The organism is Paenibacillus anaericanus (genome assembly GCF_003994475.1).
Taxonomy (GTDB): domain Bacteria; phylum Bacillota; class Bacilli; order Paenibacillales; family Paenibacillaceae; genus Fontibacillus; species Fontibacillus anaericanus.
In genome coordinates this window covers 1-19,318 of the sequence record NZ_RZNY01000049.1, presented here as the reverse complement: position 1 = coordinate 19,318, position 19,318 = coordinate 1, and the positions used below count along the sequence as shown (strand labels likewise).

The following is a 19,318-nucleotide window of genomic DNA, read 5'->3' as shown; positions in this document are numbered from 1 at the left end:
GCCGGCCCAGCCGGAGCAACAGGATCGACAGGAGCAACGGGAGAAGGGTTATCTCAGTATGGGTATATTTACAACTTAGGAGCTCAGGTGGTCGCGATAGAGGCTGATGTTTCATTTGATACAAATGGATTTCTAACACCTGGATTTACGCATGCCCCTGGAACAGCTCCGGTTCTAGTGGTCGATTCGGGTAACTATGAGGTAAGTTTTTCGGTGTCGGGTGTAGAACCAAACCAATTCGCACTATTTTTAAATAGCAGCAATCTGGTTGCGGGAAGCGTATACGGTTCAGGTGCAGGTACTCAGCAAAACAATGGTCAGGTTATCATCACTCTGGCGGCCGGTGATGTTCTTACGCTACGAAACCATAGTTCAGCTGCCGCGGTTACCCTTCAGACTTTGGCCGGTGGAACACAAGCGAACGTAAACGCCTCTATTATTATAAAAAAACTAGGTTAGTTGAGACGGTCGCTATAGCAGCCTTCTCGTTTTATTAAACTATCAGGTGGAATAGCATGGTAAAATGAGTCTCTTGAGAAAAGAAAACCTAAATATCTTCAAGCATTTCATTCATGAAGGCTCAATAGTATGAGCCTTTTTTTATTGCCTTATAACATTTGGGACACATGTTCGTTATACCAGTGAAGGGAGGTGAAGAATGGAGCCCGGGCAGCTGCATCAAATACTCCAACCTAAGTTAACCGAAATAAGAAAATACCTAATACGTTTGGGTGCTAATCCGGCTGACGCGGAAGATATTGTCCAAGATACCGTCTATAAAGCCTTCTTATACATTGGATCTATTGAAGCAAATAAATTCAGTGCGTGGTTATACAAGGTTGCAATCAACCGCTACTATGATCTATGCCGCCGTAACAAATGGATTCAAGTCCCTATTGAATCGGTTCAGATCGCGGATATGGATCTACCAGAAGACAAGCTGTTACAACAAGAGAAACGGGAAGATATTGATTCCGTTCTCGCCGACCTCTTACCTCATCATAAACAACTATTAATTATGAAGTATGAATTGGAGTTATCTTATCAGGAAATATCCGATTTGCTTGGGGTAAAGGTCGAGAATGTTAAATCAGGGTTATTTCAAGCACGCAAACAATTTCAGAGAAGGTATAGAGGTGATGTGGAATGAGCGCACCATGGGAAGATCAAGATGATAAAAGTCTTTCGAAAGTAATCAAAAGAGCAAAACGAAGAACGACTATCCGTAACATCATCATTTCTTTAATTGTAGCGATCGTGGTTTTATTCGTTGGGGCAATTGTTAATGTTCAGCTTATAAGTAGGAGCTCTTCACAACTAATGAACGATGAGTATACTCTCAAGCGTATCAGTGGACCCAATCAATATATTTCAGGAATTACAGGTGAAAGTGGCTTCTTGTCTGGTAGAGTGGAAATTAACATGTACAAAGTCGTGGAAGGCGTACCTATTCCTTGGCAAACAAAGAAGACTGTCTATAATGTTGTTCCATTCTTATCCTTTACCAATGTCGGTGGTAATACCCAGGGGTTAAATATACCGTTGCCTGATCCTAAGATGGTCCAAGAAAAATTCGAATATTACCGTAATTATAACGGGTATAATGGACAGCGGAATATGGCTTATTACATCCCAGGGGTGAACTATAATGACAAGATATTAAATGATTTACCTACTCTCGAGCAGATGGATCAAGACAAGTTAGTTGAGATGGCCATTTCCTTTGATAAGGAATATTCACTTGCCGAGGTAAGGGCGATGATCCCTGCAGAACTAACACAAGTGTGGTATTGGGTAGATACCTATGATAATAAAAAATATTACGAACCTTTCGAGGATGGAAATGGGAATATGAGCTATGCTGTCCCGGAAGGTGATAATTATCTATTCGGATTCGGTATCAACCTAGATGGACCCGAAGTGAATGAACAGAATTTTATTGATGCATTAGGGCAAGGGTTAGAGGGTAGATATCAGTATGAGTTCAATCGGATAAATAATTATTTAAAAGGAGATAAAGCGAAACCAGACAAGAGTGACATTCGGATTCTCGGTGTTGTTCTTACGGGAAATGCGAAGGAGTTACAAATCCTGAGTGGGCAACCTTATGTTAGGGGAGCTGTTCTGGGAGCCGTTACTGATAAATATTAAGTCGGGTGACTTACTACTTCTTGTTAATGGGCGAAAAATATGCGATAATTCACTGAATTAACACTGCTGATATGACAGTAAAATTGCCTTTTCCTGTACATATTGGAGCCGATGTTGTATATTTCATCATACTTGGGTAAATATCCAGACAAAGTGGATACAACTAACAAAGAGTAGATAACTCTCACATATAACAACCAATAACGGAGTGATTATTTGAGTAAAGCTAAAGGTGGAACCGGTAGAGGGACAGGCAAGAAAGGCTGGAATCGTTGGCAGGCTGCTGCTAACAGAGCCAAGAATGCTCCGAAACCTTATGTTAGCAAAGGTGTAAAGAAGGAAAAGGAAAATGCAGCTAAGGCGGCTAACGAAAGTTTAAATGAAAATTAGAAGGAGATTGAATATTTTGAATCAAGAAGAAGAAATTATTGAAGTACCTGTAACGTATGAGGATCTCAAAAAATCCGCCAATCGTAATGCGAATTGGAGAGAACGTTTAGAGGCAGTTGAAGAGCTAGGTCAGAGTCAATGGAATAACCAACAAACTATCGATCTGTTAACTCGAATCATGGCTAACGATTCTGTCTATCGAGTTCAAGAGGCTGCTTATCATAATCTCAAGAGATTTGGTCAACCTGTTCAATTGCCTGCGAAGAATAAAGGAGAATTGATCAAAGGTTTAACTAAAATCTTAGTAAGAATTAAGAAAAGTTTGCCTGAAGGCCATACTTATGAAGAGTTCAAAGAGAAGTTGAAGAAGATGAGAATTGATATTTATGATACGTATGAAGGTAACAAGGGCGATGAGTTTGATAAGTGGTTAGAAGCGACATGGACGTCCTTATCGAAAAAATAGGAAGGAGTGATATCATGGCAATTCAAATTAATGTTCAGAATACACCGAACCCTAATGCTATCAAGATCAGCACGAGTGAAACTATATTTGAAGGTCCTAGAAGTACATCTCTGAAAGTTGGCGATGAAACAGAACATCCGTTGGCTAAAGCACTACTTAGCGTAGAAGGTGTCGATAATATCTTCGGGATCAAAGACTTCGTTACGATTAGCAAGAAAGCTGACGCTAACTGGGATGCTATTCTACCCCAAGTAGAAGAGATCTTCGACAAAGTTTACGGCTAAGTGATACAACCTTGATGAGAGACTCTCATTTAGTGGCTTTGTTGTACAAGTAAGTTATAGGCAACTAACTGACGTCGGTACTAGCGGCGTCAGTTTTTTTAGTATCCTTAGCATTGTTAGCTTCCATTGGAATTATTTTCTTGAATTTTGTAATACAGATAGGAGTGTGAATGACGTATGGAAACCTTTACTTTAAATAATGAGATTAAGAATGAATGGGCTGGATTGATGAAAGAAGGCTACGATTACTCGCTGGAAGGAATTTCTTTGGCGGCAATCACGATCTGGGGGCAACTTTGGGATAAAATGCGCACGTTGATCGATAACGAAACTAATCTTAGCATCGAAGAGTTGGACGAGGCCTTTTTTGAACAAGAGAAACGGATTTCTACCTGGAGTTCTGATTTTGAAATGGAGTTAGGCAATGCATCGAGAGATGAGCGCAGTTTTGCCCAGAAGAGAATTAACTTTTGTAGTGAATATATTACTAGGTTCAGGGATCAGAGTAATCCCGATATAGAATTGCTGAAGTGGGCGATTTCGGAGTCTTATTTTGATTTGGGGCAGCCGGAACAAGGGGAGAAGTCTTTCCGTGAGCAGCTTACGGCGTATCCTTATTCCGGCTGGGGTTGGATTAGATGGTCCGATCATTATGGGGTATTGGCCCTGGGACAACAGAAGAATAGTGAAAAGGCGGTACAGATATTAGAGCAAGCCCTGGAAGTTGAGGGACTCAAAGATCGGTATTACGTCTTGGAACGACTTGAGGATCTTTATGCAGAACTAGGGTTGCATCAGAAGGCTAGTGCTGTTAAGCAGGAAATGCTCAGTCTTCTTGTAGAGGACCAGGTCCATGAGCCTCATGCTACAATTCCAAACATTACTACACCGCCAATTTCCATATCGCCCAATACAACATCGACCAATGGGAAAACCCCTGTACCAGTAACACGTGTTAAAGTTGGACGTAATGATCCTTGCTCCTGTGGAAGTAACAAGAAATACAAAAAATGTTGCGGTAGTAACGATACCGTGCAATAAGCATGAGACAACTATACTAAGACTATAACAGCCTAATATTAGAGCCCTGTATGTTACTTTCGTGAGAAAATATTCGCGATAAGTGCATCGGGGTTCTTTTTCCACATGGATCTTATCTGACGATGGAAGCCACTTACGATATAGGGGTATTGCTCAACCAGATTGGATGCGACATCTTCAAGCTCGACTTTATCCCCCATCATCACACGGTATGATTTTTTGAGTGAGGTTTTTACAGATAGATAGTGTAATTTACGTACAGGTATACCTTTTAAATCTATATGCTTGGCATCAGCATAGATCCAGACAATCTTGTCCAACGAGATGATGACAGGATAGAGCTTATGGATATTAACCAGCCATGATTTTGTGATAATAATATTCCCCGTTGTAAACCGAACTTCATGACAGAGCTCGCTCTCAATTTCAGCCTTAACACGATCATATTTGCCATATAGTGCTACTGCGCGTCCCACATTACTTAACCGAGGGAGGAGAAGATAGACCAATCTACGCAGGGTAAAAAAGAAAATTATGATCCATGCCAATTGTAGAAATAATCCTTGAATGATTATAAATGAAGTGTTTGCTTGGATGGCATAAGGAAGAATCAGCTCAGACATTTCCTCTCTGTCCATAGGAGGATTATCTATATTTTCGGTCAGCGCAGGAGACTAAGGTTCAAGATTCATCACATAACCAGTGAATGTATGGGGTTCTGTGGTGATATATTTGTTGATGAAATCGGGAGGTACTTCGATAGTTACGTATTGATCCTCCTGATCATCGATTTTAGCTAAGACATAAGCAGATTTGAGATCATCACTGTACTCTTCCACCTCGGTAGACATACTCCCATCTTCGTACAATCTGTAGCCGGTATCATATATCGTATCCGTCGTAAATGTAATCAGACCTTTATACTTCTTCTCAAATTGTTGTTGCAGATCTTCACTACTATGTATGGAGTCTTTGAACCCTAACAATCCGATACCGAGTCCAAGGGTATTTCGAATAGGTTGTATGGCTACGATCGTAAAAATACACAGAATTAAAAACCACATAAAAAACTTTAACATATTCTCCTTGATAATCATCTCCGTAACCCTAATACGCTTCATGTGTAATAATCCTCCACTAGAAAATCAGTTTATTAGTATCTATATCGGTATAATTTGTTAAATTCTGTATCTTTTTCTGGGAAAATAACCCTTGAAAGTGTATGGCTCTTAGTGGTACACTACATTCACAAAGTGTATGGTATGTATCCATACACGCACTACAATAATAGGCAAGGAACTGCCAGAGTGGAGTTGAAGGAATGAAAGATGAGCCTATGCTGCTGCCGGAGGATTTTGTTGTTAATCCTTCTCGTCCGATCTACGAACAGTTTGTGGAGCAGATTACGGCACGGATTGTCCGTGGCCTTCTTCCAACTGGGTTACGTTTGCCTTCGGTTCGAGATTTTGCTGCGGGCAGAAGAGTGAATCCGACAACGGCAGCCAGAACCTATCAGGAGTTAGAGAGGATGGGGCTTATCGTGACCTATCGTGGTCAAGGGACGTTCGTTACAAATGAAGAGGCAATGATACTGGAAGCACGTAAAGTCATGGCGAAGGAAGCCGTTCAACAATTCAAGGAAATGGCCATATCCCTCGGATTATCTGTGCAAGAAATGATTGAATTAGCAGAACAGGAGGAATAAAGATGGGTACACATGCTGTGATATCTCCTCTCATAGAACTTGGTGAAGAGGCCGCCGTTCGGTGCCATGAAGTAAGTTTTAAGATGAAGAAGAAGATGATTTTGGATCAGGTAAGCTTTGAGATTCCTAAGGGATCGATCACGGGATTGCTAGGTCCCAATGGAGCTGGGAAGTCCTCTCTGTTGCGCATGATTGCTGGACTTTCTTCACAGGATTCGGGAACAGTTCAAGTATTCGGACAACCAGCCGGAGAAAAAATGCTGGGGAAGTTGTCACTGTTACCTGACCGAGGGAGCTTACCGGGATGGTTAACGGCTGAGCAGTGGTTATCTTTTGCCGCAGGGATTTACCCCGATTGGAATGAGCAGAGCGCGAAACAACTCATAGAACGCTTGAAGATCAATTTGGATACAAGCATTTCAGCAATGTCTCGTGGGGAGGAAGCCAGACTACAGCTTCTGACCTGCTTATCTCGAACAGCACCCTTAATCATACTCGATGAACCATTTACGGGCGTCGATTTGATTTCAAGGGAACAGATCGCCTCGACTGTTGTTGCTGAAATGGGAGATGGGGAACGAACTTTTTTGATTGCCACCCATGATATCAGAGAGATGGAGATGCTGTTTGACCGGTTAGTGTTAATCGGGGACGGACAAATCAAAAGTGTCGAAGATGTAGAGCAGCTTCGACAGCACGGGAAATCTGTGGAATCCTGTTACAGGGAAGTGTTTGCATGAGCACCTTTAAACTATTAGCACAATATGAATTTCGTGCTTTGATGCCTAGAATAAGTAGACGAAACATATTGTCAGCACTATTGGTTATAGCATTTTTGGTCATAGGAGGAGCTTTTCTAGATCTAGAGATTTCTAATCCGCAGGCCATCTTTGCAGCAGGAACTGTATGCGCACTGGCTATCAGCATGATTGTTTCTATCGTTCATGTTGGGAAGTTATGGACCTCGAAGTATCGGGAATGGTGGCTTACACTTCCGCACTCTCGTATGTTACTTACGATATCCAAGGTGATGGGGCTGACTCGGGTAAGTTATTGGATTGGGGCTGGGGTGCTACTTATAAGCACGGGTATTTATGGCCTGAAAGTATGGATGGGGACGATAGACGAATTATCAGTGAGGACGCTACTGTCTATGATCTTAGTTTACATACTATTCATTGTTGTATCAGCTCCGATTGCGGTAGTCTATGGTATATCGCTCTGTCTCATGTACAGTGGCTGGGCTAGGTGGGTATTGATTCCTTACTGTATAGGCTTTCTTCTACCATTTATGCTTTTCGGCATAATCATTTCTTTGGAGCAATCTGACTTATGGATGATATCACCGCCGTATGTGTTGCCTTATTGTGTATGGATTGTCGTGATTGGCTGGCCGCTGGCATATGGTTTGATACGTCTTATTGCAAGAAGAGGGATTAGATCCTTTGGTGATATACGTATATTGAGTGCCAATGAGGGCAAAGGAAATCAAGCGGTAGCATCAAAGGACAGACAGAAGACAGAGCAGAGAATCGAACTGAGAACTGAACGTAGTGCTGAACATAGTGCTGAACATAATGGAGTGTACTGCAAGAGTCGTGGATTTGCGGCATTGTACCAGTTGGATCGTTCGAGGTTTCGATATTATGAATCGAAATTATGGGCTCGCATTCTAGTAGGAGTATCCATGATATTATGTGTGGTGGTTGCCTTTTTTGCGGCTCAAGAACCATTAATAGCGTACGGGATTTTAACTAATATATACATGTTCCCAGTACTATTCGCCGTACTGTTGAGTATGAATCGAGCCTTAATCGAACGTAAAAACTTTGTGTGGTGGTTAGGATTCCCCATGCATCGTAGCCGCTTACTATTATCTCATATCACAGCAGTATTCATGGTAACCGTTCGATATATGCTATCTTTAACGATTTCCTTCTGGGTTGGTGTATTCGTTGCTTTCTTGGTCGGCAAAACAAACGGAGAGTTCTTATTGGAAGCCTTACCTTGGAATGTTTACTCCTTAACGCTGAATATAGTCCTCATCATCCTCTCATTATCATTGTTACAGCTTGTGTACTTTTCGATTCGGTCACCACTATTATCCATACTGTTAATTCCGTTGTATTGGTTAATTCTCACGCCAAATTTAAGAGTGAAATCGTATTTCTATTCAGAGCCAGTCATGGGTATGGATCAACCTCTATTATGGGGAAGGCTTGGATTTCTAGTGCTGATTACCATCCCAATTTCGATATTTTGCATCTGGCTCGGAGGACGGAATTTCCATCGTATACTAGATAACGGTTCGAACAAGAACCTGTCCTTATTTGGGAAAGCGTCGAAATAGGAATGTGTCGAAATAGGTAGGCATCGAAATAGAGAAGTGTCCAAATAGGTAGGCGTCGAAATAGGCAGTTAAATAACCGGTGGATAGTATAGCTGTAGGATGTCGATGCTGATAGTAATTTAGCGGGAATTTCTCCATGTATTTGTTTGGGAAAGCTACTGTTTCGCTAATTAAATGGAAATTGTCCTGTTAATACAACTGATTCTGGGTCATTATAGCTTCCAAGCACCTATTAAACGGAGAAATTCCAGTTAATCCATCTTTGGGTGGGGGACAAATCACATTAGCGGGAGAAATTCCAGCTATCAACAAGACTCAGGTCAACAACAGCGACCTCGCTATCAACAAGAATCTGGTCATCAGCAACGCCCCGGCCATCAGCAAGGACCTGGTCATCAGCAACGCCCCAGCCATCATCAAAGACCTTATCATCATCAAGAACCTGGTTATCAACCAGGTCCTTTTGTATGAAGAATCAATTCGATGGTTCCTTCGCTCCTTCCAATGCATTTCCCTATGTGACATTTGTCATACTTCCCACTTGACGTTTATGACTACTGCGCATGACGGAACTTCTCTACAATGGAGATATAACAATGAAATTGTAGTTCGATCACGTTCAAAGCTCGTCACTTAGAGGAGGAAAACATACAATGGCTCAATCACCTAACCTGTCCACTTTAAAAAAGAACATGGCTCCCTATGAAAAAATTGATACGAAGTCGAGTGTGCGTCAGCTAATCAATACCTTGGTGCCTTTAGTGCTGCTCTGGTATGCTGCTTATTTAAGTCTTTCTGTATCTTATTGGTTGACCCTTCCTATTACAATTATCGCTTCCGGGTTTGTAGTCCGGACTTTTATCATATTTCATGATTGCTGTCACCAATCGTTCTTCAAGAGCCGGCTGGCTAATGAGATCCTGGGTACGATTACGGGGGTAATTACACTTTGCCCGTATCAGCAATGGAAACATAGTCATTCGATTCATCATGCGACAAGTAGCAATCTAGATAAACGGGGCACAGGGGATATGTGGGTGCTTACCGTAGAAGAATACGCCGAAGCTTCCTTTTGGCGTCGTCTAGCTTACCGGATTTATCGGAATCCAATTATTATGTTTGGAGTAGGCCCTATAGCTATATTTTTATTTTCTTACCGCTTTAACCATAAAGGGGCGAAACGTAAGGAGCGAATCAATACGCATGTTACCAATATTGCAATTGTTGCTCTATACGCATTGCTGTGCTGGGCTATTGGTTGGCAAGCCTTTGTCATGATTCAAGCTCCGATCTTCTTCGTATCTGGGATGCTTGGCATCTGGTTATTCTATGTACAGCACCAATTTGAAGAATCATATTTCGAACATGACGAGGAATGGAGTTACATTAATGCAGCTGTAGAGGGCAGCTCTTATTATAAGTTGCCTACACTATTGCAATGGATTACTGGAAATATCGGCTTCCATCATGTTCATCATTTGAGTCCGAAAGTCCCTAACTATAATTTAGAGAAGGCCCATAATGCTACACCGCCGCTGCAGAAAGCAACGACGATTACAATCAGCACTAGCTTACAATCGTTACGATTCCGGTTGTGGGATGAACGTACGAAAACTTTTGTTAGTTTTAAAGATGTGAGGAAACTCGTTAGGAAGCCAAGTGCAGTAGTCGCAGAAGTGTTAACTCCACGTCCCGACCTTAGATCAGAGGGCAAGTAGCAAGTATAGAAGCATTCCATGCCGATGACCCAGTGTGTTACTATACAATTAAATAACGAAAGACAAGGGGGGAGGGCACTCCATGCAGAGTTGGTATCAGATTTTACACAGGAGTACTGGTCTTAGCCCGTATGTGTGGGTGGTTTTCTACATCCTCCCTTTTTATTTCATATTCCGTCTTTCCTCTACGTATTCGGTCATCTTAGGTAGCGCCATGATTGTGGGATTTTTCCTCTGCTATGTGCTTTCCTTTATTTCTAAGGGATGGCTCGTCTACTTTTGGACGAGTGTACAGATATTGATCTCCATCACGATGACCTTGGTGTTTGGGTATGTTTATTTCTCATTCTTTTTAGCCTTTTTTATCGGTAATATCAAAAATAAAGCTGGATTCCTTACACTGTACATTATTCATTTAGTGACCACATTCGTGACCATCAATTATGGATTGGTGTCACAGAATCCGGTTGTAATATCGCAGTTACCTTTTGTTCTTGTCAGTATGATAGGTGTAATTCTCATTCCAGTGACTACTTACAATCGAAATAAGAGCGACAGGTTGCAAGTACAGTTGGAGGATGCAAATAAGCGAATATCCGAGTTGGTTAAATTGGAAGAACGTCAGAGAATCGCTCGTGATCTGCACGATACTTTGGGTCAGAAGCTCTCATTAATTGGTTTGAAGAGTGATTTAGCAGGGAAACTAATTGATATAGACCCGGGTAAGGCTCGCAATGAATTGATTGATGTGAGTCAGACAGCTAGAACGGCTCTGAAGGAAGTAAGGGAAATGGTTACCCAAATGCGGGGCACAAGATTAGAAGACGAAGTGTTTCGGGTGAGTCAGATATTGAAAGCGGCGGAAATAAATTTCACCTTGGAGGGTGACCCTAAACTGGACAATACCTCCCTCTTAAACGAGAACGTACTCAGCATGTGTCTTAAAGAAGCGGTCACAAATGTTGTAAGACATAGTGGTGCGAAGTCCTGTGCTATATCTATAGAATCGACACGTACGGATTTGGTCATTAAGGTAAAGGACGATGGGACCGGCATTGCGGGAGAGTCCGCATTCTCCAGGGGGAGTGGGTTGCGCGGAATGAAAGAACGACTAGAGTTTGTGAACGGAAGTTTGGAACTCGTTGCGGATCATGGCACAAGCATTATCATTAAAATACCGAACGTTACTAATAAACCGGATAAATCGGAAAAGTCAGAGTCAGAAAAGTTAGAACAGTCTGAAAAGGAGGCGGGGGTATGATTAGGATCGTAATTGCTGAGGACCAGCGAATGTTGCTGGGCGCTCTGGCTTCCCTGCTGGATTTGGAAGAGGATATGACGGTTGTAGGTAAGGCCAGTAATGGTGAGGATGCCGTGAAATTAGTACATCTTCATAAACCGGACATTTGCATAATGGATATTGAGATGCCACTTAAGAATGGATTAGACGCAGCCGAGGAATTAAAGGGTTTAGGATGTAAAGTCATGATCCTTACTACCTTTGCCCGTCCAGGATATTTTGAGCGTGCACTCAAGGCTGGAGCTAGCGGTTACTTGTTAAAAGATAGTCCAAGTGAGGAGCTAGCTACCTCTATTCGCAGCATCATGGCAGGTCGTCGCATCTATGCACCGGATTTGGTGGATGAGGCCTACAGTGAAGAGAATCCGTTAACAGAGCGGGAGAAGGCAGTGCTCGAACTGATCGCCGACGGGAAAAATACGAAGGAGATCGCAACGGAGTTATATATCACAACGGGTACGGTCCGAAATTATATTTCCGTCATCCTCGAGAAACTGGGTGTTGGCAACCGGATTGAAGCCATCACTCGTTTCAAAGAGAAAGGCTGGTTCAAATAGGGGAGAAAAGTTACCCCCGGTTAAAGCTTTCTATAAACTTAGCAGCCATGGAGGAGAGATATTTGTCTTTCATCCAAATGGCTGCTATTTGCGTGCGCAGATTTTCGCTTTGGATTTCTTTATACACAAGATTGTCGGTATTGGCTAGATCGAAGGCAGACTTAGGCGCAATCCCAACTCCGAGTCCTGCATTGGCCCATAGGAGTGTTGTACGTGCATCATCATTTTTGCAGAAAATATTAGGTTCAAAGCCATGGTTGAGACAAGTCTCACGAATAAGTGGCTCAAACCTACGGTAGATAATGAGTGGTCTATCTTTTAATTCTGAGACATCAATTGTAGACTTGCTGGGGTTCCAATCATGCTCTCGGGTCATAGCGGCGATCATGGGTTCGGGTTCCGCATATTTACAGCCTAGATTAGACAAATTAAACGGAGTCCTAACAATACCAACCTCTACAATTCCTTTACTCAAAAGATCGATGATCATAAAGGTGTTACCCTCATGAATCTCAAATTTAACGCCCGTATAGTTTCGGTGAAATTCAGAAAGTCTGTCTTTTAAAAGAGTTGCACCTGACGAGGACACCGTCCCTATGGACAAGGTTCCCTTCAGGCCTTTGACCAGGTCTTTAATCTCTCTGGTAGTAGAATCGCTCAGCTCAAGAATTTGTTTGGCTCTATTCTGCAAAATGACCCCGGCTTCGGTAAGTTGGATTCTTCTCGGACCTCGTTCTACCAGCTTGACCCCAAGCTCTTCTTCCAATAACTTAAGCTGCTGGCTCAGCGGGGGTTGAGCCATTTGCAGTTTCTTAGCTGCTGAAGTGATTTGGCCTTCCTCGGCTATGGCTAGAAAATATTTTAATTGTCTGATGTCCATGGTCTGTCCCTCCAATATATATGAAATTCGTATATGAGTGATATGAATCAGATATTTTTAATATGTCAGATTGTATGTCATAATCATAACGGAACGAGGGGAATAATCAAAGATTCAATAATTATTTAGATTGGGTGATGGTAACTTTGCTGAAGCTTTTGACATTTTTGAAACCGTACAGGAAAGAAAGTATTATCGGTCCCATTTTTAAGTTGTTTGAAGCGATACTAGAACTGTTACTGCCGACGATTGTAGCTCTGATTATTAATAACGGTATAGGTGCAGGCGATAGAGCTTATGTATTAAGGATGGGTGGGTTAATGCTGCTAATGTCCATCCTGGGATTTGGCTGTTCCATGGTCTGCCAATACTATGCCGCACGTGCCTCACAAGGCTTTGGTACTACGCTTCGTAATACGTTGTTCAAACATATTTCGAAGCTTTCTTATGCTGAGCTGGACCAGCTTGGAACACAGTCCTTAGTGAACAGAGTTACGAATGACGTTAACCAACTTCAACTCGCAGTTGCGATGTTAATTCGGCTTGTGATCCGTGCGCCGTTTATTTGTATCGGGGCCATTATTATGGCGATGATTCTTGATTTCAAATTATCGCTTGTTCTACTGGCTGCCACGCCAGTGTTTGCCATTATTTTGTACCTCATCATTACTCGGTCAGCACCACTCTATCGTAGCTACCAGAAGAAGTTGGATAAGATAGCGCTCGTCTTGAGTGAGAACTTGACCGGGGTCAGAGTCATTCGCGCTTTTGCTAAGAGTAGAGCAGAGCGCCAACGCTTCAATGAAGCTTCAGATGATATCACACAAACCGCTATTCGTGTCGGCCGTGTCTCCGCACTTCTGAGTCCAATGACCACACTCGTAGTGAATGGAGCCATAATTGCGATCCTCTGGGTCGGAGGTATACATATTAATCAGGGTTTACTGTCCCAAGGTGAAATTATTGCGTTTATAAATTATGTTACGCAAATTTTATTGGCTCTGATCGTGGTGTCGAATTTGATCATAATTTTCACCAAAGCATCTTCCTCCGCAGCACGAATTAATGAAGTATTGGCGGTTCAGGCATCGGTTCAAGATCCAGGGAGTGTTACTGATGGCGTTGCTGATGCCAATTCCAATCCTCCAGCGATCCAGTTTGAGGGGGTATCCTTTGGTTATAGTACAACAGGGGAGAAGGCCCTGTCGGACATTTCTGTTGTCATTAACCACGGCGAAACCGTAGGGATTATAGGCGGGACGGGGATGGGCAAATCAACGTTTATTAATCTAATCCCGAGATTCTATGATGCAACTGTGGGTAAAGTGAGGGTAGCCGGCATCAATGTGAAAGATTATCCATTACACCAATTGCGCCAGAAAATCGGTATCGTCCCACAAAAGGCTGTGCTTTTTACGGGGACGATTGCGGATAACATTCGTTGGGGGAATGAACACGCTACAGATGAAGAGGTCATTCTTGCCGCAAAGATTGCGCAAGCAGATGAATTCATTACTAAGCTGCCGGATGGCTATCAAACGATGATATCCCGGGGCGGACTGAACTTATCAGGTGGTCAGAAACAGCGTTTAACGATTGCACGTGCAGTCGCTACAAGACCTGAGATTCTTATTCTGGACGACTCCTCTAGTGCGCTTGATTATGCCACAGATGCGGCTCTAAGACGGGCAATCCGGGAGTACAGCGGCGGGATGACCTTACTTTTGGTGTCGCAACGTGTAAGTACAGTTCAGCATGCAGACAAAATTATTGTTTTTGATGAAGGACATATTGTTGGTGTAGGGCGTCATGATGATCTGCTCCAGAGCTGTGACGTATATAAGGAAATATGTCTCTCTCAGCTCTCTAGTCAGGAGGTGGGCTAATGGGAACCAAAGAAACTTGGCAAAGGCTATTAACTTATGTAGGGCGACACAAAAAATCTGCTTTTTGGGCGATAGTATGCGCTGTTCTTAGTGTTGCTGCCAGTCTAATTGGACCGTTTATGATCGGTCGTGCGATCGACGAGATGTTTGGAGTCGGAACCGTCAATTTCCCCGGTATCACGAAAATACTAATTGGTTTGGGGATTGTATATTTCACAGGAAGTTTGTTTGGTTGGCTGTTAGCTTATTTAACGAACCGTATTGCTTACCAGACCGTGAATGATATGCGGGGCGATTTGTTTCATCACATGGACGTACTACCGCTGAAATTTCACGATAATCACCCTCATGGAGATAGCATCAGCCGCTTTGTCAATGATATGGATGCTGTCTCGGATGCACTCCTGCAGGGTATTTCTACTCTACTCACGGGGATTATCACCATTGCGGGTGCGATAGGATTCATGTTGTTCATCAATCCAATGATGACATTTGTTGTGTTGCTCTCAGCACCGGTTACGTATTTTGTAGCAAGGTTTATAACAACGCGATCTCAGGCGCTATTTCGGGAACAAGCCCAAATATTGGGCGGTCTCAATGGCTATGTAGAAGAGATGGTAGGCGGCGGGAAAGTCGTGCAAGCATTTCATTACGAAGATCGTTCCTTTGAACAATTTAAGTCTAAGAACGAGGAATTGTATCAAGCGGGTGTAAAGTCGCAGTTCTATGGATCCCTTTCCAATCCGACAACTCGGTTGGTAAATAACATAACCTTCTCAGTCACAGCAATGATCGGTAGCTTGGCGGTTATTTTGTCCAAAATATCGGTGGGGGATTTGTCCAGTTTCCTTATCTATTCTAACCTTTTTGCAAAACCATTTAATGAAATTACGGGTGTATTAACCCAGTTTCAATCGGCGACAGCTTCGGCTCAACGTATTTTCGCCATACTTGATCTAACACCGGAAGTACAGGATGCTGCGAATGCGGTTGATGTGGAGCAGAACATTCCAGGTACGATCACATTTAATCATGTGAAGTTTGCTTATGTGCCGGAGCGCCCCTTGATTACAGATTTCAGTCTAGTAGTGAAGCCAGGCACCCGGATCGCAATCGTGGGACAAACAGGTGCTGGTAAGACGACACTGGTGAATCTGTTGATGCGTTTCTATGATGTGGATGGTGGCTCAATTGAAATTGATGGCATCAATATTAACGACATGACTCGTGATAGCTTGCGGCGGAAATTCGGGATGGTGCTGCAGGATACCTGGTTATTTGCGGGTAGCATACGGGATAATATCGCATACGGTAAGCCGGGGGCAACCGAGGAAGAGATCATTGCAGCTGCGAAAGCGGCCAATGCCCATAGCTTTATCAAACGCTTGCCTCAGGGGTACGATACAGTAATTAGTGGGACAGGGGATAGCTTGTCCCAAGGACAGAAGCAACTGCTCACGATCGCACGTGTCATGCTAGTGGACCCACCGATGCTGATTTTAGATGAAGCTACAAGCAGCATTGATACGATGACGGAAATCCGCATTCAAAAGGCATTCCTGAAGATGATCGAAGGACGAACCAGCTTTGTGATTGCTCACAGGTTATCCACGATCCGCGAGGCGGATCTGATCCTGTACATGAAGAATGGGGATGTCGTCGAAAGTGGCAGTCACGAGGAATTATTAGAGCGAGGCGGGCATTATGCTCAGCTATATAATAGCCAATTCGCCACGGCGTAGGATTCATATATAAGTTGAACTAATCATTATGCTTAAGACTGCGAGAGCGAAAAGTTCTTACGATCGCTGTTGTCCCCAAATTTCCTGATTGAATTGTTATAAAGGTTGAAATTTGGGGACAAAGCATATGCTTACGAAGCAGCTTTCTTCCAGAAAGATTTCAGGCGGACGCAGCTTATGCTTCCGATGTAGCTTTCTNCAGGCGGACGCAGCTTATGCTTCCGATGTAGCTTTCTTAAGGAAAGCTTTTAGCTTCTTCAGAATCATTTCGCTCTCTCCGCTATCTCATCAATTTTTATTTCACCTTATATAGATAATAATAACCACTACACCAATGCCAAAGTTATGTGATTTGGTGTTGAATGGGATCTAAAAAAGCATATCCAGGCACTCATTGAGCATGAAATTCTCCATCATGGAGAGCTGGTGGTCTACATAAGATCTCTGAATTTGGATTTTCCTCAGGCTGGGGACATTAGGGGATGTGAGTCTTGGTCATCACGAATTCTGTGATATAATCATATAAATGGTTCCCTCGGAACACAAAATGGTTTGCCCTTCATCCTAGGCAAACCGTTTTTCTTTAGGATACATAATGGTAAACGATGAAAGGAACATGAACCTATGAGTAGAACAATAACCGTCAAAGGTGTGACCCTTGGAGCAGGCGCAACGAAAATTTGCGTTCCGATGGTAGGGAAGACACGGCAACAATTAAAGGATGAAGCAGCTTTAATGACGACACTAGATCTGGATGTTGTCGAATGGCGGGTTGATTTCTTTGAGCAAGTGGAGGATATCGCAGCGGTGAAAGAGATTTTGATGCAGATTCGGTCCATTCTCAAGGATATTCCGCTATTATTCACATTCCGTAGCGCTAAAGAAGGCGGCGAGAGGGAAGTAAGTACAGACTTTTATTTTCAGTTAAATAGGGAAATCGCAACAACGGGACAGGTTGAACTTATAGATGTAGAGTTGTTTAACGAGGAGCAGGCGATCGAGGAACTGATTGAAGTAGCCCATGCGCATGATGTGTTTGTCATTATTTCTAATCATGATTTCGACAAAACTCCACCACGAGATGAAATTGTGGCTAGGCTGAAAAGAGCACAGGATTTAGGCGGAGATATCCCTAAAATTGCTGTGATGCCAATAAGTCCGTTAGATGTCCTGACTTTACTTGAAGCGACATATCGGATGAAGGAGCAATATGCAGATCGACCAATTATTACGATGTCGATGGCGGGTGCGGGCGTCATAAGCCGTATAGCGGGAGAAGTGTTTGGTTCAGCGCTAACCTTTGGGGCGGCAAACAAGGCTTCTGCTCCAGGGCAGGTAGCAGTAGGAGAACTACGAAATGTGTTATCGTTGTTACATCGTAATCTATAACATCGAAATAGTGTAGAGGACGGATCGATTCCGAAAATACGATAGAGGTCGCCTGGATCTCCGAGGTCTACTCTATCGTGGGAATTTGTGAGCATCTTTTGCAGGTCTGTGTTGGGTTCAACCGCCAAGCGGTTCAGTCGAGAGATATGGAGACTACGGCGATGGCAGGAACGATCCGTGTCGTGTCGATTAGTTCGTTTGGTAGTTCGTTTGGTAGTTCGGTTGCCGGAAGCAAGTTCGCGGACCGTCCTACCCGCTAACACCTACTAGTATAATTCGTCAGGACGATCTGCAATGAGATTTAACGAATGGATGATATGGTCAGCGGCTTCTTCAAATCCGAGTCCATCTATATTCACCGAAGCATGATTCGGAGAGTATGAGTTCTGACGGGTATAGAATAGTGCTTCTATTTCGTCCATGCTCTTGTTCTGGAGGATAGGTCTGCTGTCTATGATCAAATGAAGTCGTCTCTTCCATGTTTCCCAGGAAATATTCAGATAGATGACGTTAGATGTCGACAGACATATGTTCTTAATTTCCTCCTGTAGGAACGCACCGCCGCCAAGAGAAATGATCTTAAACTTAGAATCACTGCAAACATTAAGAATGTAGTCCTTTTCCATTTGGCGGAACTCTTTCTCACCAACGGACTTGAAAATTTGTGTCACAGGCATTCCGTATTTTTGCTCTATTTGAGCATCAATGTCGATAAATTCACGATCTAATTTCTTGGCGAGATGTTGACCAATCGTAGTTTTTCCTACGCCCATAAAGCCGATTAAGACAATATTTTTATCCTTTTGAGCTAATTCCTCATTGGAGATCATTCCGACCACTCCTACCCATTCAGTACTTATTGTGTTTGACACTCATTATAAGGTCAACGAGAAATTACATCAATAACGGGTGTGAGAAAACATGGCACCCCATACCATAATAGTTACTTGACCATGGATCGCTTGTACTTGAGTCCGGGGTCCTGACACACAATTATAGGGAAATACTCCTGTTAAATTGTTGAGAGGACATCTAAATCCCCTTTTAACTGGAATAATGGACCTCTGTCAAAAAAGTGGACACTACCTTAAGCGAATTAAGCAGATTTCTTCTGAAACTGTGTAGCAAAACGAATCGGTGACAAGTATCCAAGCGCACCATGAATTCGCTTGCGATTGTAAAAAAACTCGATATATCGAAACAACTCGTCTTTGGCTTGTTGTTTGGTCCTAAACCTTCTGCAATAAACGAGTTCCTTCTTTAGGATGCTATGAAACGATTCAATACAAGCATTGTCGTAGCAATTTCCCTTGCGACTCATGCTAGAGATCATGTTGTAGCTCTTAAGCAGTTCACGGTATTCTGTGGAAGCGTACTGTGCTCCACGATCAGAATGGTGAATGAGCTTCTTGGCTGCGTAGGCATCCTTTAACGCCTCAAGGACTAATTCAGTTGTCAT

The 19,318-nt window shown here is 42.9% G+C and carries 22 protein-coding genes; 17 read left to right on the top strand and 5 right to left on the bottom strand.

Annotated elements, in window-relative coordinates; all coding sequences use genetic code 11:
- The 7 genes from EJP82_RS26465 to EJP82_RS28585 all read left to right on the top strand — a co-directional run.
- On the top strand, window positions 1–459 hold a 459-nt coding region (locus EJP82_RS26465), incomplete at its 5' end, for a BclA C-terminal domain-containing protein (protein WP_425464372.1).
- 199 nt (window positions 460–658) lie between these two features.
- A complete protein-coding gene (locus EJP82_RS26460) occupies window positions 659–1,150 on the top strand; it encodes an RNA polymerase sigma factor (protein ID WP_127195074.1) in 492 nt (163 codons plus the stop codon).
- The gene (locus EJP82_RS26455; RefSeq protein WP_127195073.1) at window positions 1,147–2,151 is read left to right on the top strand and encodes an anti-sigma factor; all 1,005 of its coding nucleotides are present in this window, start codon (window positions 1,147–1,149) and stop codon (window positions 2,149–2,151) included. Before EJP82_RS26460 ends, EJP82_RS26455 begins: the two co-directional genes overlap by 4 nt.
- A gap of 216 nt (window positions 2,152–2,367) precedes the next feature.
- On the top strand, window positions 2,368–2,541 hold the full coding sequence (locus EJP82_RS26450; protein ID WP_127195072.1) for a DUF3934 family protein: 174 nt from the start codon (window positions 2,368–2,370) through the stop codon (window positions 2,539–2,541).
- Between the two features lie 16 nt (window positions 2,542–2,557).
- Window positions 2,558–3,007, top strand: a complete 450-nt coding sequence (locus EJP82_RS26445) for a HEAT repeat domain-containing protein (protein WP_246054447.1) — start codon at window positions 2,558–2,560, stop codon at window positions 3,005–3,007.
- Window positions 3,008–3,021: 14 nt separating this feature from the next.
- Window positions 3,022–3,291 carry a NifU N-terminal domain-containing protein gene (locus tag EJP82_RS26440; RefSeq protein ID WP_127195070.1) on the top strand — a complete coding sequence of 90 codons (270 nt, stop codon included), beginning with the start codon at window positions 3,022–3,024 and terminating at the stop codon, window positions 3,289–3,291.
- Window positions 3,292–3,468: 177 nt separating this feature from the next.
- Complete coding sequence (locus EJP82_RS28585; RefSeq protein WP_246054446.1) at window positions 3,469–4,332, top strand: SEC-C metal-binding domain-containing protein; 864 nt, start codon at window positions 3,469–3,471, stop codon at window positions 4,330–4,332.
- A 53-nt stretch (window positions 4,333–4,385) separates the two neighbouring features.
- Here EJP82_RS28585 and EJP82_RS26430 read toward each other — a convergent pair whose 3' ends face one another.
- Together EJP82_RS26430 and EJP82_RS26425 are read right to left on the bottom strand one after the other, a co-directional pair.
- Window positions 4,386–4,955 (bottom strand): DUF6709 family protein, encoded by a 570-nt coding sequence (locus EJP82_RS26430; protein ID WP_127195069.1) that lies wholly within the window; start codon window positions 4,953–4,955, stop codon window positions 4,386–4,388.
- Window positions 4,956–5,006: 51 nt separating this feature from the next.
- The gene (locus EJP82_RS26425; protein WP_127195068.1) at window positions 5,007–5,453 is read right to left on the bottom strand and encodes a hypothetical protein; all 447 of its coding nucleotides are present in this window, start codon (window positions 5,451–5,453) and stop codon (window positions 5,007–5,009) included.
- 200 nt (window positions 5,454–5,653) lie between these two features.
- Here EJP82_RS26425 and EJP82_RS26420 point away from each other — a divergent pair, with 200 nt between their 5' ends.
- From EJP82_RS26420 to EJP82_RS26395, 6 genes are all read left to right on the top strand, one after another.
- Entirely contained in the window at window positions 5,654–6,037 is a 384-nt protein-coding gene (locus EJP82_RS26420; RefSeq protein WP_127195067.1) for a GntR family transcriptional regulator, read from the top strand.
- Between the two features lie 2 nt (window positions 6,038–6,039).
- Window positions 6,040–6,777 carry an ABC transporter ATP-binding protein gene (locus EJP82_RS26415; RefSeq protein ID WP_211350321.1) on the top strand — a complete coding sequence of 246 codons (738 nt, stop codon included), beginning with the start codon at window positions 6,040–6,042 and terminating at the stop codon, window positions 6,775–6,777.
- Window positions 6,774–8,387 carry a hypothetical protein gene (locus EJP82_RS26410; RefSeq protein WP_127195066.1) on the top strand — a complete coding sequence of 538 codons (1,614 nt, stop codon included), beginning with the start codon at window positions 6,774–6,776 and terminating at the stop codon, window positions 8,385–8,387. Before EJP82_RS26415 ends, EJP82_RS26410 begins: the two co-directional genes overlap by 4 nt.
- 653 nt (window positions 8,388–9,040) lie before the next feature.
- Window positions 9,041–10,105, top strand: coding sequence for a Delta(5) desaturase DesA (gene desA, locus EJP82_RS26405; RefSeq protein WP_127195065.1), 1,065 nt, complete (start codon window positions 9,041–9,043; stop codon window positions 10,103–10,105).
- An 82-nt stretch (window positions 10,106–10,187) separates the two neighbouring features.
- Window positions 10,188–11,366, top strand: coding sequence for a sensor histidine kinase (locus EJP82_RS26400; protein ID WP_127195064.1), 1,179 nt, complete (start codon window positions 10,188–10,190; stop codon window positions 11,364–11,366).
- The gene (locus EJP82_RS26395; protein WP_127195063.1) at window positions 11,363–11,962 is read left to right on the top strand and encodes a response regulator transcription factor; all 600 of its coding nucleotides are present in this window, start codon (window positions 11,363–11,365) and stop codon (window positions 11,960–11,962) included. The genes EJP82_RS26400 and EJP82_RS26395 overlap by 4 nt, the downstream gene beginning before the upstream one ends.
- Before the next feature lie 10 nt (window positions 11,963–11,972).
- Here the strand turns inward: EJP82_RS26395 and EJP82_RS26390 are convergent, their stop codons facing one another.
- Window positions 11,973–12,842, bottom strand: a complete 870-nt coding sequence (locus EJP82_RS26390; protein WP_127195062.1) for a LysR family transcriptional regulator — start codon at window positions 12,840–12,842, stop codon at window positions 11,973–11,975.
- Window positions 12,843–12,979: 137 nt separating this feature from the next.
- On the opposite strand from EJP82_RS26390, the gene EJP82_RS26385 reads away from it, so the two are divergent.
- The 4 genes from EJP82_RS26385 (at window position 12,980) to EJP82_RS26370 (ending at window position 18,119) form a co-directional block, all read left to right on the top strand.
- A complete protein-coding gene (locus tag EJP82_RS26385; protein ID WP_425464371.1) occupies window positions 12,980–14,728 on the top strand; it encodes an ABC transporter ATP-binding protein in 1,749 nt (582 codons plus the stop codon).
- Complete coding sequence (locus tag EJP82_RS26380) at window positions 14,728–16,470, top strand: ABC transporter ATP-binding protein (protein ID WP_127195060.1); 1,743 nt, start codon at window positions 14,728–14,730, stop codon at window positions 16,468–16,470. The genes EJP82_RS26385 and EJP82_RS26380 overlap by 1 nt, the downstream gene beginning before the upstream one ends.
- Window positions 16,471–17,094: 624 nt before the next feature.
- Window positions 17,095–17,859 (top strand): type I 3-dehydroquinate dehydratase, encoded by a 765-nt coding sequence (gene aroD, locus EJP82_RS26375; RefSeq protein WP_127195059.1) that lies wholly within the window; start codon window positions 17,095–17,097, stop codon window positions 17,857–17,859.
- Window positions 17,860–17,936: 77 nt separating this feature from the next.
- Window positions 17,937–18,119: a hypothetical protein gene (locus EJP82_RS26370; protein WP_127195058.1), complete on the top strand. Its 183-nt coding sequence runs from the start codon at window positions 17,937–17,939 to the stop codon at window positions 18,117–18,119.
- 6 nt (window positions 18,120–18,125) lie between these two features.
- Here the strand turns inward: EJP82_RS26370 and EJP82_RS26365 are convergent, their stop codons facing one another.
- Window positions 18,126–18,689 (bottom strand): shikimate kinase, encoded by a 564-nt coding sequence (locus EJP82_RS26365; RefSeq protein ID WP_127195057.1) that lies wholly within the window; start codon window positions 18,687–18,689, stop codon window positions 18,126–18,128.
- A gap of 266 nt (window positions 18,690–18,955) precedes the next feature.
- Window positions 18,956–19,318, bottom strand: a 363-nt coding sequence (locus EJP82_RS26360; RefSeq protein ID WP_127195056.1) for an IS3 family transposase, incomplete at its 5' end; no start/stop codon positions are given.

What these genes read in the sequence shown, in the direction of transcription:
- EJP82_RS26430 (WP_127195069.1), bottom strand. Translation starts at nt 4,955, where the DNA reads ATGTCTGAGCTGATTCTTCCTTATGCCATCCAAGCAAACACTTCATTT.
- EJP82_RS26425 (WP_127195068.1), bottom strand. Translation starts at nt 5,453, where the DNA reads ATGAAGCGTATTAGGGTTACGGAGATGATTATCAAGGAGAATATGTTA.
- EJP82_RS26385 (WP_425464371.1), top strand. Translation starts at nt 12,980, where the DNA reads ATGGTAACTTTGCTGAAGCTTTTGACATTTTTGAAACCGTACAGGAAA.
- EJP82_RS26440 (WP_127195070.1), top strand. Translation starts at nt 3,022, where the DNA reads ATGGCAATTCAAATTAATGTTCAGAATACACCGAACCCTAATGCTATC.
- EJP82_RS26415 (WP_211350321.1), top strand. Translation starts at nt 6,040, where the DNA reads ATGGGTACACATGCTGTGATATCTCCTCTCATAGAACTTGGTGAAGAG.
- EJP82_RS26380 (WP_127195060.1), top strand. Translation starts at nt 14,728, where the DNA reads ATGGGAACCAAAGAAACTTGGCAAAGGCTATTAACTTATGTAGGGCGA.
- EJP82_RS26390 (WP_127195062.1), bottom strand. Translation starts at nt 12,842, where the DNA reads ATGGACATCAGACAATTAAAATATTTTCTAGCCATAGCCGAGGAAGGC.
- aroD (WP_127195059.1), top strand. Translation starts at nt 17,095, where the DNA reads ATGAGTAGAACAATAACCGTCAAAGGTGTGACCCTTGGAGCAGGCGCA.
- EJP82_RS26410 (WP_127195066.1), top strand. Translation starts at nt 6,774, where the DNA reads ATGAGCACCTTTAAACTATTAGCACAATATGAATTTCGTGCTTTGATG.
- EJP82_RS26460 (WP_127195074.1), top strand. Translation starts at nt 659, where the DNA reads ATGGAGCCCGGGCAGCTGCATCAAATACTCCAACCTAAGTTAACCGAA.
- EJP82_RS26395 (WP_127195063.1), top strand. Translation starts at nt 11,363, where the DNA reads ATGATTAGGATCGTAATTGCTGAGGACCAGCGAATGTTGCTGGGCGCT.
- EJP82_RS26400 (WP_127195064.1), top strand. Translation starts at nt 10,188, where the DNA reads ATGCAGAGTTGGTATCAGATTTTACACAGGAGTACTGGTCTTAGCCCG.
- EJP82_RS28585 (WP_246054446.1), top strand. Translation starts at nt 3,469, where the DNA reads ATGGAAACCTTTACTTTAAATAATGAGATTAAGAATGAATGGGCTGGA.
- EJP82_RS26455 (WP_127195073.1), top strand. Translation starts at nt 1,147, where the DNA reads ATGAGCGCACCATGGGAAGATCAAGATGATAAAAGTCTTTCGAAAGTA.
- EJP82_RS26365 (WP_127195057.1), bottom strand. Translation starts at nt 18,689, where the DNA reads ATGATCTCCAATGAGGAATTAGCTCAAAAGGATAAAAATATTGTCTTA.
- EJP82_RS26420 (WP_127195067.1), top strand. Translation starts at nt 5,654, where the DNA reads ATGAAAGATGAGCCTATGCTGCTGCCGGAGGATTTTGTTGTTAATCCT.
- desA (WP_127195065.1), top strand. Translation starts at nt 9,041, where the DNA reads ATGGCTCAATCACCTAACCTGTCCACTTTAAAAAAGAACATGGCTCCC.